Origin of the sequence: Pseudomonas sp. IB20 (genome assembly GCF_009707325.1) — a bacterium.
In the GTDB taxonomy this organism is placed as follows: domain Bacteria; phylum Pseudomonadota; class Gammaproteobacteria; order Pseudomonadales; family Pseudomonadaceae; genus Aquipseudomonas.
The window spans coordinates 373,411-385,656 of sequence record NZ_CP046103.1 but is presented as its reverse complement, the minus strand read 5'-3'; the positions used below and the strand labels follow the sequence as shown (position 1 = coordinate 385,656).

General features: G+C 60.2%; 9 protein-coding genes and 1 pseudogene. 2 read left to right on the top strand and 8 right to left on the bottom strand.

All coding sequences use genetic code 11. The annotated features are described in order from the left end of the window. The first annotated feature begins 8 nt into the window (after positions 1 to 8). Complete coding sequence (locus GJU48_RS01745) at positions 9 to 1,925, top strand: methyl-accepting chemotaxis protein (RefSeq protein WP_094949316.1); 1,917 nt, start codon at positions 9 to 11, stop codon at positions 1,923 to 1,925. Positions 1,926 to 2,095: 170 nt separating this feature from the next. Further along, on the top strand, positions 2,096 to 2,275 hold the full coding sequence (locus tag GJU48_RS01740; RefSeq protein WP_155295915.1) for a methyl-accepting chemotaxis protein: 180 nt from the start codon (positions 2,096 to 2,098) through the stop codon (positions 2,273 to 2,275). Positions 2,276 to 2,353: 78 nt separating this feature from the next. Here the strand turns inward: GJU48_RS01740 and GJU48_RS01735 are convergent, their stop codons facing one another. From GJU48_RS01735 to pip, 8 genes and pseudogenes are all read right to left on the bottom strand, one after another. After that, positions 2,354 to 3,088, bottom strand: coding sequence for an amino acid ABC transporter ATP-binding protein (locus GJU48_RS01735; protein WP_094949317.1), 735 nt, complete (start codon positions 3,086 to 3,088; stop codon positions 2,354 to 2,356). Beyond that, complete coding sequence (locus tag GJU48_RS01730) at positions 3,081 to 4,040, bottom strand: amino acid ABC transporter permease (protein ID WP_094949318.1); 960 nt, start codon at positions 4,038 to 4,040, stop codon at positions 3,081 to 3,083. Before GJU48_RS01730 ends, GJU48_RS01735 begins: the two co-directional genes overlap by 8 nt. 134 nt (positions 4,041 to 4,174) lie before the next feature. After that, a complete protein-coding gene (locus tag GJU48_RS01725; protein WP_094949319.1) occupies positions 4,175 to 4,972 on the bottom strand; it encodes a transporter substrate-binding domain-containing protein in 798 nt (265 codons plus the stop codon). A 219-nt stretch (positions 4,973 to 5,191) separates the two neighbouring features. After that, on the bottom strand, positions 5,192 to 5,992 hold the full coding sequence (locus GJU48_RS01720) for a transporter substrate-binding domain-containing protein (protein WP_094949320.1): 801 nt from the start codon (positions 5,990 to 5,992) through the stop codon (positions 5,192 to 5,194). Positions 5,993 to 6,177: 185 nt separating this feature from the next. Next, positions 6,178 to 8,750: pseudogene (mdoH, locus tag GJU48_RS01715) on the bottom strand (glucans biosynthesis glucosyltransferase MdoH); the annotation flags it as partial. Continuing rightward, positions 8,743 to 10,518: a glucan biosynthesis protein G gene (locus GJU48_RS01710; protein WP_094949340.1), complete on the bottom strand. Its 1,776-nt coding sequence runs from the start codon at positions 10,516 to 10,518 to the stop codon at positions 8,743 to 8,745. The gene GJU48_RS01710 and the pseudogene mdoH, both read right to left, overlap by 8 nt. A 265-nt stretch (positions 10,519 to 10,783) precedes the next feature. Continuing rightward, a complete protein-coding gene (dtd, locus tag GJU48_RS01705) occupies positions 10,784 to 11,221 on the bottom strand; it encodes a D-aminoacyl-tRNA deacylase (RefSeq protein ID WP_094949322.1) in 438 nt (145 codons plus the stop codon). After that, positions 11,218 to 12,189: a prolyl aminopeptidase gene (gene pip, locus GJU48_RS01700; protein WP_056860643.1), complete on the bottom strand. Its 972-nt coding sequence runs from the start codon at positions 12,187 to 12,189 to the stop codon at positions 11,218 to 11,220. Before pip ends, dtd begins: the two co-directional genes overlap by 4 nt. Between the last annotated feature and the right edge of the window lie 57 nt (positions 12,190 to 12,246).

Here is a 12,246-nt window from a genome sequence, read left to right as displayed (position 1 = left end):
TTCGCAGTATGTATCGTTGGTTAGCCGAAAAACTGGGGAATGTGAGCGTCAACCGCAAGTTAAGCATTGGCTTTGGCTTGGTGTTGGTCCTGACGTTGTTGATCACCTTCACCGGCTGGACTGGCCTGGGCGATGTGATCAGTCGGGGTGACAAGCTAGGCTTTATCTCCAGCCTCAACGGGCTGACCAAAGACCTGCGCCTGGCGCGCCTGGACTTTGAAATGCGTCGCGGCGAACAAGGCACCGATGCGGTCAACGGCCTGCTCACCCAGCTGGACAACGGGTTGAACACCGCGCTAACCCTGATCGAGCAACCCGACGACAAGGCCCTGGTCGAGCAACAACAGGATGCCCTGAACCAATACAAAAAGGCCTTCACCGCCATGGTCCAGGCTGGTCTCAAGCGTGAAGGCGCGCGCAGCAAGCTCGGCGACACCGCCGATAACGCCGTGGCCAAGATCAACGAAGTCGAAAAAAACCTTCTGCAAGGTGACAGCGTCACCCAGTTCAACAGCGTGGTCGACCTGAGCAAGCTGATCCAGCAATCGCGCTTCCAAGTGCGCGGTTACACCTACAGCGGCAAGACGGAAGCCGAAAAGCCGGCCCTGGATGCCATCGATAACGCCCTGAAGAAAATCACCGAACTCCAAGGTCAACTGCCGGCCCAGTACCAGGCCAACCTGCAAGAGGCCGGCGTGTCGTTGCAAGCCTACCGCGCGGCTGTCAGCCAGTACCGCGACTCCCAGGTCGCCAGCGCTGCTGCGCTGAAAATCATGACTGGGCAAGGCGATATCCTGCTGGGCCACAGCGAAAAACTCACCACCTCGCAAACCGCAGTGCGCGATGCCGATGCGGCACACGCCAAACAGTTGCTGCTGCTGGCCACCGTGCTGGCGTTGATCTTCGGCATCGTCGCCGCTTGGGCCATTACGCGCCAAATCGTCATTCCGCTGAACCAGACCCTCAAAGTCGCTGAGCGCGTGGCCTCCGGCGACCTGAGCCACAACCTCAACTCCGCACGCCAGGACGAGCTGGGCCAATTGCAGCGCTCCATGCAAAGCATGACCGTCGGCCTGCGTGAGTTGATCGGCGGTATCAGCGACGGCGTCACCCAAATCGCCAGCGCCGCCGAGCAACTGTCCGCCGTGACTGAGCAAACCAGCGCCGGGGTCAACAGCCAGAAGGTCGAGACCGACCAGGTGGCCACCGCCATGAACGAAATGGCTGCGACCGTGCAGGAAGTGGCACGCAACGCCGAGGAAGCCTCTGAGGCGGCCGTGGCGGCTGACCAGCAGGCCCGTGAAGGTGACAAGGTGGTCAGCGAGGCCATCGCCCAGATCGAGCGCCTGGCCACCGAGGTCGGCAACTCTACCGAGGCCATGGGCCACCTGAAACGCGAAAGCGACAAGATCGGCAGCGTGCTCGATGTGATCAAGTCGGTGGCCCAGCAAACCAACCTGCTGGCACTCAACGCCGCGATTGAAGCGGCGCGGGCCGGTGAAGCCGGACGTGGCTTTGCCGTAGTGGCCGACGAGGTGCGCAGCCTGGCCCAACGCACCCAGAAGTCCACCGAAGAGATCGAAGAGCTGATCGTCGGCCTGCAAAGCGGCACCCAGCAGGTGGCGACCATCATGGACAACAGCCGTGGCCTCACCGACAGCAGCGTCGAGCTGACCCGCCGCGCCGGCAACGCACTGGGCAACATCACGCGCACGGTCTCGACTATTCAGGCGATGAACTCGCAGATTGCCACCGCCGCCGAGCAACAAAGCGCCGTGGCCGAAGAGATCAACCGCAGCGTGCTGAATGTGCGTGATGTGTCTGAACAGACCTCTTCGGCCAGTGAAGAGACCGCAGCGTCCAGCGCGGAACTGGCGCGCCTGGGTATTTACCTGCAAACCCTGGTAGGCCGCTTCAAGGTTTGAGCCCCTCGCGACGGCCATCATGGCCGTCGCCTTCACAAGTTGTGAAATTTCCTACACGCTTTTCAGGTCGAGGATTACACACCTTCCGCCGAATAGAAGTAGCGTTTCAACTCCCCTGACCGTGTCAGCCGGACTGTCGAAACGCTCCCTTTACTCGTAGGAGGTTCACCATGTTTGGTCCACTGACCCGCGCACTCGGCAACGCCAGTGTCACCCTTAAACTCTTCTTGAAGGTCAAGGACGTGTCGGAACAGACCTCGGCCGCGAGTCAGGAGACGGCGGCGGCCAGTGTCGAACTGGCGCGCCTGGGCGCGGATTTGCAGCGCTGGGTGGGCAAGTTCAAGGTCTGAAAATACCTTTTTGGGGGCCGCTGCGCGGCCCAACGAGAGCAAGCTTCCTCGCCACAAAAAACGATCTTTTTGCAGCGGTTACAACACTTGGCGCAGGAAAGCCTGGGCCCGCGGGTCTTTGGGCGCATCGAAGAACTCGGCCGGGGCCGCGTCTTCCAGCAACTTGCCATGGTCGAAGAACAACACCCGGTCGGCCACTTCGCGGGCAAAGCCCATCTCGTGGGTGACGCAGACCATGGTCATGCCTTCAAGGGCCAGGGTCTTCATCACGTCCAGCACTTCGCCGACCATTTCCGGGTCCAGCGCCGAGGTGGGCTCGTCAAACAGCATTACCTTGGGCTCCATCGCCAAGGCGCGGGCGATCGCCACGCGCTGTTGCTGACCACCGGACAAGCGTGACGGAAACTCGTTGGCTTTTTGCGCAATGCCAACCTTTTCCAGCAGCGCCAGGGCCTTGGCCTCGCGCTCTTGCTTGCCACGCTTGCGCACGACTTTTTGCGCCAGGCACAGGTTTTCCAGCACGGTCATGTGTGGGAACAGGTTGAAGTGCTGGAACACCATGCCGACTTCGCGGCGATAGGCGTTGACGTCGGTTTTCGGGTCGGCCAGTTGCAGGCCGTCGATGCTGACCGAGCCTGAATCGAATTCTTCCAGGCCATTAAGGCAGCGCAGGAAGGTCGACTTGCCTGAACCCGAGGGGCCGATCACAACCAGCACTTCGCCCTTGGCGACCTGGGTGCTGACATGGTCCACCGCGCGCACCACGTGGCCACGGGTGTCGAAGACTTTTACCAGATCGCGAACTTCAATCACTTTGCGCGAGCCTCCGCTCAAGCCGGCTGGCCATTTTCGACAGCGGCAGGTTGATCAGCAGGTACAGGCCTGCCACACAGAACAGGATTTCAAACGGCGAGAACGAGGTGGTGATCACCTCGCGGCCGCTTTTAAGCAGCTCGGTAATCGCGATCACCGACACCAACGAGGTGTCTTTCACCAAGCTGATAAATTGCCCAGCCAGCGGCGGCAGCACGCGTTTGAACGCTTGCGGCAACACCACATGGCGCATCGACTGGCTGGCACTCAAGCCCAGCGAGCGCGCGGCTTCGTTCTGGCCACGGGTGATCGACTGCACGCCGGCGCGGACGATTTCCGCTACATAAGCGCCGGTGAACAGCGACAGCGCCGCGATCCCGGCAAATTCCCGGGACAGGTTGAGCACCGTGCCGATGAAGAAGTAGAAAATGAAGACCTGCACCAATAGCGGCGTACCGCGCACCAGTTCGACGTAGATCGTCGACAAGTCGCGCAAGGTCGGGTTAGTCGACAGTCGGCACAGGCCAGTCGCCAAGCCGATTGCCAGGCCCAGGATGCCTGAGACCACCGATAACCACAGCGTGGTCCACAGCCCCCACATCAATGGGCCCAAGGCCCAATGCCGGGTCACGCCCACCACGTCGCCTTCGGCGACATCATCGCCGCGCGAAACCTGCAGGCTGTTGTCGGCCACGGTGAGCTTTTGCTCAGCACCGGCATCGTTACGCAGGGTGACTTCGGCTACGTCGCCCTTGCGCACCAGTTCGACCACGGTGGAAATGTCGGCGGCGCGCTGCGACGTTTCGGCCTGATAGGCGAAGTACTGCGGCACGCGGTTCCAGCGCCACTCGTAGGACATCAGCGAGGTGGCGTAGTACAACGCGCCCGCCAGGCCAACCAGCACGACCACGGTTAGCAGGTGCCACGGCCATTGGGCTTTTTTCTGTTTCATTTCAGGTTCCGGGAGGTGTATCGCCTGGCGGGCCGTCATCGCGAGCAAGCCCGCGATACAGGCAACTCGGTCGTTATCCCTGGCGGGCCGTCATCGCGAGCAAGCCCGCGATACAGGCAACTCGGTCTCAGCCTTTATTCCATGTCCTTGAGCCACTCGGAGCTCTTGAACCACTTGTCATGGATGCGATCGTAGGTGCCGTCGTTGCGGATCTGGTGCAGGAAGTTGTTGATGTAGTTGAGGCTGTCGTAATCGCCTTTTTTCAGGCCGAACGCCAACGGTTCGAAGGTGAAGGGTTCGTCCAGGAACACCAGCTTGCCGTTACCGACTTTTTTCTCGGCAACGACGTTGTACGGTGCGTCATACACAAAGGCATCAGCCTTGCCGTTGACCACGTCCAGCACGCCTTCTTGCTCGTTGTCATAGCCGTGGTACTTGGCTTTGGAGATCAGTTTTTTGGCGACCATCTCACCGGTGGTGCCCAGCTTGGAGGTCAGGCGGTATTTTTCGTCGTTGAGGTCTTTGTAGGACTTGATAGTGCCTTCCAGGTCCTTGCGAATCAGCAGGGTCTGGCCAACCACGATGAAGGGTTCGCTGAAGTTCAGGCGCAGGTTGCGTTCCTGGGTCAGGGTCATGCCGCTGCCGATCATGTCGAACTTGCCGGTCAGGAAGGCTGGGATGATGCCGTCGTAACCGGTGGACACCAGCTCCAGCTTGACGCCCATGGACTTGGCCATGGCCTTGAGGATGTCGACTTCAAAACCGATGATTTCACCGCGTTTGTCTGTCATTTCGAACGGCATGTAGGTCGGGTCCATGCCGACTTTCAGCGTGCCGCGCTTGACCGCATCGTCGATGGCACCTGCGTGAGCGGCAGTGGCCGCGACCAGCGCGGTGACGCCAAGCATCAGCATCGAAAGATACTTTTTCATCATCAAGTCCCCTGAACGATTCTTATAAGGTCGGGGCACAAAAAGGCTGCACCCATTCGGGGTGCGATCCTAACCCACTCGTTGCCCGTCACAAAGGTTTCGCGGGTAAATGTTAACGGCGTATGTCGGATGCGCCCCACAACGGTGCAGCCAAGCGCAAAGATAGACACGTCAGGCCGCGGGCGCGCCAATTGACTGATATGTAAGTAGTTATGGCGATCACTCGATTTCCACCAGCCAAGCAGTGTCCTTGAACCACTTGTCATGCAGGCGATCGTAGGTCCCATCCTGGGCCACCTGACTCAAGAAGTGATTGATCCAGTTGAGGCTGTCGTAATCCCCTTTTTTCAGGCCGAACGCCAAGGGTTCAAAGGTAAACGGCTGCTCCAGTGCCAACAGGGCATGGTTTTCCGGCCTGGCCATGGCAATCAGGTTGTAGGGCGCATCATGAATAAACGCATCGACCTTGCCCTCACGCACCTGTCGCACGCCCTCCTCGGGGGTGGCGAAGCTGCTCAACCGAGCTGCTCCCAAAAAGCGCTGTGCCGCAGACTCCCCGGTGGTGCCCTCGGTAGCCGCAATCCGGTAGCCGGCCTCGTCCAGGTCTTCGATACTGGCAATCTTGCCGGCCAGGCTTGGATGCAGCAGCACGGTCTGGCCGACCACGATAAAGGAGTCGCTGAAATTGAGCTTCAGGTTGCGCTCCTGCGTGACGGTCATGCCGCTGCCAATCAGGTCAAACTTCTTCGCCATCAACCCCGGCACCAAGTCGGTATAGGGCACGGCGACCAGCTCAAGCTCGACGCCCAGGGCGCGGCTCATCGCCTGCAGTAAATCAACCTCGAAGCCGACGATGCGCCCCTGCTTGTCGGTCATTTCGAAGGGGACATAGACCGGCGTGGTGCCGACTTTCAGCACACCACGTCGCACGGCATCATCAAGGGCGCCCGCGCTTACCCAGCCGGCATAGAGGACGACGACAGCGCCGATCAGCCATGCCGAACAATACCTTTTGATCATGAATCCCCCTGAGGCCTAGTCAATTTGGGGGGCGATGCTAACCCAGCCGCAGGCACGACAATACGTCTCGAACAAAGGTCTTTTGTTTCGAAATAACAAGGCGTTAGGGATAAAAAGAAGAATCGTGAAACGCTGTAGGACCAGCGCTTCGAACACCCCCGAGGTGAGCCCTCGGGGGGGGTCTGAATCAGGCCGTTTGGGCCTGGGACAGCAGCGGTTTCAGCGGCAGCAAGGGCGCATGCGGATCAGCCTTGATCGATGCACGCCAAGCGCCGAGCCACTCGGCGTGGCCTTCGCTCCACACCTGCTGGTGCAGGCGAGCCAGGGCTACCGGATCGCTGAGCAACGCCAGGCGCTCGCCGTTGTTGAGGCCGGCAGGGCCGACTTTCAACGCATGGCGCACACGCTCCTGACGCAAGTGCTCGATCGGCTCCGCCTCACGGTGACGCGAGGTCGCCAGGGCACAGGCCAAGGCGTTCTGCTGCGGGTCGACCACCGAACGCACAAACCCGTCATTCAGGGCGTGCCAACGGTTTTCGTGGGTGTACTTCTCGGTCGACAGCAGGGCCTGCGGCGGATTGTATTCCTCAGGAATCAGGAACAGGCTCTCGTCGCGGGACTTGAGGCCCAGCTTGACCCGGCTGGAAATCACCGACACCGGGATCGACAGCATCAGCGAACCGACGATCGGGATCAGCCACCACAGGAAGCTTGGGTTCAACCACACCACCAGCAGTGCCCACAGGAAGCCCAGCAGGGTTTGTGGACCGTGGCGTTTGACCGCTTCACCCCACGGGGTGGAGTCGTCGTCACGCTGCGGCGAGTTCCAGGTCGCAGCCCAGCCGAGGAACGCGGCGAGCACGAAGCGGGTGTGGAATATCATCCGCACCGGTGCCAGCAGCATGGAGAACAACATCTCCAGCAACATCGACAAGGTCACTTTGAACTTGCCGCCGAACTCTTTCGCGCCCTTGGCCCAGATCAGAATGATGCTCAGCAACTTGGGCAGGAACAGCAGCACGATGGTGGTGGAGAACAGCGCCACCGCCTTGTCCGGATGCCATTGCGGCCACAGCGGGTACAGCTGGCGTGGCGCCATGAAGTACTGCGGCTCCATCAGGGTGTTCACCGCCAGCAACGCGGTGGACAACACCAGGAAGAAGAACCATAACGGCGCCGACAGGTAGGACATCACGCCGGTCAGGAACACCGCGCGGTGCACCGGGTGCATGCCTTTAACCAGGAACAGGCGGAAGTTCATCAGGTTACCGTGGCACCAGCGACGGTCACGCTTGAGCTCATCCAGCAGGTTCGGCGGCAATTCTTCATAGCTGCCCGGCAGGTCGTAGGCAATCCACACGCCCCAGCCGGCACGGCGCATCAGCGCTGCTTCAACGAAGTCGTGGGAGAGGATCGCACCGGCAAAGGCGCCTTTACCCGGCAACGGCGCCAAAGCGCAATGCTCGATAAACGGCTTCATGCGGATGATCGCGTTGTGGCCCCAGTAGTGGGATTCACCCAACTGCCAGAAGTGCAGGCCGGCGGTAAACAGCGGGCCGTACACGCGAGTGGCGAACTGCTGCATGCGCGCATACAGGGTGTCCATGCCCGACGCCCGTGGCGCGGTCTGGATAATCCCGGCATCCGGCGTGGCTTCCATCAAGCGCACCAGGCTAGTCAAGCATTCGCCGCTCATCACGCTGTCGGCGTCGAGCACCACCATGTACTTGTAGTCACCGCCCCAGCGACGGCAGAAGTCGTCGAGGTTGCCGCTTTTGCGTTTAACGCGACGGCGACGGCGGCGATAGAAAATCTTGCCGAAACCGCCGGCTTCGCGGCACACGTCGAGCCAGGCTTGCTGTTCGGCGATGCAGATATCAGCTTCGTTACTGTCGCTGAGCACGAAGAAATCGAAGCGGTCCAGGTCGCCGGTGGCGGCTACCGATTCGAAGGTGGCGCGCAAACCGGCGAATACCCGGGGCACGTCTTCGTTGCAGATCGGCATCACCAACGCGGTACGGGCATCCTTCGGAATCGGCTCGTCGCCGGCACTTTTACCGGAGATCCGGTATTTATCGTGACCGGTGAGCAGTTCCAGGAAGCCCATCAGCGCAGTCCAGAAACCGGCCGACACCCAGCAGAACAAGATCCCGAACATGATCAGGATGCTGGTTTGCAAGGCGTAAGGCAGTACTTGGGTCGCGGTTTGCAGCAGGGTCTGGTTGCGCACTTCGTCGAAGTCGACCAGCGACCAGCCCTGGTACGGCATGATGCCTTTCATGTACCAGCCGGCCACGATGGTCTGACCGAGCATCAGTATCAGCAGGATGTAGCGACGGATCGAACCGACGGTACGCCAGCGCGCGGCCGGCAATACGCGATCGTCTTTGGGCGGCAGGGGTGGGTTGGTGCGACCGGTCATCCGGCGCCAACCGCGCACCAGGATGTTGGTGCGCCAAGGCTCAGGCACGACTTTGGTCCGACGAATCGGCGGCGTGGCCTTCAAGCAAACCCGGCCGCTGGCGTCGAGCGCGAGCATTTCCGCGTCTTGCAGCTCTTCGGCGGTATTGAGGGTCAGCCGACGGCCGACCGAGGCCTGGGCGGCATCGGTCGGTGCGTCGAAGGTCTTGGACGACAAGCGTTCGTGCAGCTCACTGAAGGAGGTGCAGCCCGCCAATTCGGCGCGCTGCTCTGCGGTCATCGGGAGATGCGCCAGGTACTCGGACAGCGTCTCGGGCGTGGCTTGAGAATTACTCATCGGCAGGCAACTGGTAGCTCCAGGTCTCGGTCAGGACTTGTTCTGTCTTGCTCGGCTCCGGATTAGAGAGTGGCGTGGCCGGGGCAGCTTCTGGCTGCTTGGCTTCCTTGTCTTTGGCTTCTTTGGCGTCTTTAGCTTCTTTTGCTTCTTTCTTGGCCTGTTTCTCGTGTTGCTTGGCCAGAAGCTTGTCGGCCTTGAGTACTTGGGTCGAAGGCTTCTCTGGCTCAGGCTGCGGAACATCCTGGACCAGCGCCGCGCGCATTTCGGTCGGTTTGCCTGCGTCTTTGATCTTCATGCGCAGGGTCAGGCGCCAGCCTTTGGTGTGCTCGTTGTAGCGCACGCTGTTTTCAACGATTTCGGCGTTGTCGCCAACACTCACCTGGCTGCGCACCGGGGCGTCCGCCGGCAGGGCTTTGAGGGACGGGCCCTCGAAGTCGACCAGGTAGGCCACGCTGCCGTCAGGCTGACGGATCAGGTTGGATTGCTTCACGTCACCGGTGGAGCGCAGGGTCTGCTTGACCCAGGCGCTGTCGGCCGGGTGCAGGGCTTTCTCGTCCATGGTCCAGTGCAGGCGGTAGCTGATGTCCAGCGGCTCGCCGACTTTTGGCAGCTCGGCCGGGCTCCAGAACGCAACGATGTTGTCGTTGGTTTCATCGGCGGTCGGAATCTCGACCAGGTCGACGGAACCCTTGCCCCAATCGCCTTCAGGCTCGATCCAGGCGCTTGGGCGCTTGTCGTAGTTGTCGTCCAGGTCTTCGTAGTGGCTGAAGTCGCGGCCGCGTTGCAGCAAGCCGAAACCACGCGGGTTTTCTACGCTGAAGTTGCTGACCGACAGGTGTTTAGGGTTGTTCAGTGGGCGCCAGATCCACTCGCCGTTGCCGGCATGGATCGACAGACCGCTGGAGTCGTGCAGTTCACGGCGGTAGTTAAGCACTTTGGACGGCTGGTTCGCGCCGAACAGGAACATGCTGGTCAACGGGGCAACGCCCAGCTTGGTGACCTTGTCACGCAGGAACATTTGGGATTTGACGTCGACGATGGTGTCGCTGCCAGGGCGCAGGATCAGGCGATAGGCGCCGGTTGCGCGTGGCGAATCCAGCAGGGCGAAGATCACCAGCTGCTTTTCACCCGGTTTTGGACGCTCGACCCAGAACTCGGTGAAACGCGGGAACTCTTCACCGGACGGCAAGGCAGTGTCGATCGCCATGCCACGGGCAGACAGGCCATACGACTGGCCTTTGCCGACGACGCGGAAGTAGCTGGCGCCGAGCATGGTCATGATTTCGTCTTGCTTGTCATCTTTGTTGATCGGGTACAGCACACGGAAACCGGCATAACCCAGTTGTTCGGTGGACTTGGGATCATATTTCGCGTCGCCGAAATCGAAACGCGTCGGGTCGTATTTGATTTCATGAACGCTGTCGGCGGTCACTTCGTTGATTTTCACCGGCGTGTCGAAGTGCATGCCCTGGTGATAGAAGGACAGCTTGAACGGGGTGTTTTGATCGGCCCACTCAGCTTTTTCGTTGCGGAAACGAATCTTCTGATAGTCGGCGAATTTCATTTCGCGAAATTCGTTCGGCAGATTGCTGCGCGGAGCTTCGTATTTCTGCCCGGCCAGCTCTTTTGCCTTGGCCGACACATCATCCAGACTGAATGCCCACAGTTGACCCGCGCCGAACAGGCAAAACAGGGCGGAGCCTGTCACCAGTGCGTTTCGTAACCGTTTGGCAGACAATTTTGGTGCATTACAGGGACTAACAATCACGAGCAACCCTCGCCGAAAACAGATCAAAAAACCAACGGCCAGCTATCTATATGCCAGGTTGGCGAGCATTGTTCCGACTCCCCTGGGTCAAAATGATTCCCCAATGGCCGTCGGACAAGTCTCTACCTAAGTCAAAATGGACCAAACAACGCTGATCCCCGTAGCGCGCGATTATCTAGTAGCCCGCGAAACAACGCATCAGGGACAACGAAGTATTTGTAGCGAAACCCTGCGTTTTTAGGCATTAAAGTCGTTTTTAATACATTCACGTCTGTAAGAGGAAGGTTACAGGGCCATCATTGACCAAATGCACCTGCATATCCGCGCCAAAACGCCCTGACGCCACCTTGCCATGCATTTGTTGCGCTTGTAACAACAAGTGTTCAAAAAGCGCCGCTCCCAGGGCCGGAGGGGCCGCCGTGGAGAAGCTCGGCCGCAACCCGCTTTTGGTATCCGCCGCCAGGGTGAACTGCGACACCAGCAGCAAACCGCCGCCGATATCCTTCAACGACAAGTTCATTTTGCCCTCGTCGTCGCTGAACACCCGATAGTTAAGCAGCTTGTGCAGCAGTTTGTCGGCGCTCTCGGGCGTATCTGAAGGCTCGACGGCCACCAGCACCAGCAAACCTTGGTCAATCGCCCCTACAACTTCGCCTTCCACCTCGACCCGAGCGCCACTCACCCGTTGCAACAGGCCCTTCATGCTTCTTCTGGCGGCAGATCAAGCAGGCGCCGTGCCATCTCGCCGGTCGCGCGCACCAGCGCATCAGTGATGCCGGGCTCGGACGCGGCATGGCCGGCCTCACGGATCACCTGCAACTCGCTGTTGGGCCAGGCCTGATGCAATTCCCAGGCGTTGTCCAACGGGCAGATCATATCGTAGCGACCATGAATGATTACGCCAGGCAGATGGGCGATCTTGTGCATGTCGCGAATCAGCTGGTTGGGCTCAAGGAAAGAGTTGTTGGTGAAGTAGTGGCACTCGATACGGGCGATCGACAGCGCGCGCTGCGGTTCGGAAAACCGCTCGACATGCTGCGGGCTCGGGCACAGGCCCAACATGCGCCCTTCCCAGCCGGACCAAGCCTTGGCCGCGTGCATCTGGGCGATCTGGTCATTGCCGGTCAGGCGCTTGTGGTAAGCGGCGACCATATCGTGGCGCTCATCTGCCGGGATCGGTGCGAGGTAGTCCTGCCAGTAATCCGGAAACATGCGGCTCGCGCCTTCCTGGTAGAACCAGTGAATGTCCTGCGGGCGAGCCAGGAAAATGCCGCGCAAGATCAGGCCATGCACGCGCTCGGGGTGGGTTTGCGCGTAAGACAGGGACAGGGTCGAGCCCCAGGAACCGCCAAACAGCACCCATTTGTCGATGCCCAGGTGTTCGCGGATGCGCTCAAGGTCAGCGACCAGATCCCAGGTGGTGTTGTTTTCCAGGCTGGCGCGAGGCGTAGAGCGCCCGCAGCCACGCTGGTCGAAGGTGACAATGCGGTACAGGTTGGGATCAAAGTAGCAGCGGCTCTGGGCGTCGCAACCGGAGCCGGGGCCACCGTGGATAAAGACCACGGGCAAACCTTCGGGGGAGCCACTTTCATCGACGTACAGCGTGTGGGTGTCATCGACGGCCAGATCGTGCCTGGCGTAGGGTTTGATCTGCGGGTACCAAGTCTGCATTGCGCGCTCCGTAGGGTGTCGGGTTCATCCCTGAGGGGACGTCTATTATTTTTTCCG

Coding starts and splice junctions, on each gene's coding strand:
- GJU48_RS01745 (WP_094949316.1), top strand. CDS start 9: ATGTATCGTTGGTTAGCCGAAAAACTGGGGAATGTGAGCGTCAACCGC.
- GJU48_RS01730 (WP_094949318.1), bottom strand. CDS start 4,040: ATGAAACAGAAAAAAGCCCAATGGCCGTGGCACCTGCTAACCGTGGTC.
- pip (WP_056860643.1), bottom strand. CDS start 12,189: ATGCAGACTTGGTACCCGCAGATCAAACCCTACGCCAGGCACGATCTG.
- GJU48_RS01740 (WP_155295915.1), top strand. CDS start 2,096: ATGTTTGGTCCACTGACCCGCGCACTCGGCAACGCCAGTGTCACCCTT.
- GJU48_RS01720 (WP_094949320.1), bottom strand. CDS start 5,992: ATGATCAAAAGGTATTGTTCGGCATGGCTGATCGGCGCTGTCGTCGTC.
- dtd (WP_094949322.1), bottom strand. CDS start 11,221: ATGAAGGGCCTGTTGCAACGGGTGAGTGGCGCTCGGGTCGAGGTGGAA.
- GJU48_RS01725 (WP_094949319.1), bottom strand. CDS start 4,972: ATGAAAAAGTATCTTTCGATGCTGATGCTTGGCGTCACCGCGCTGGTC.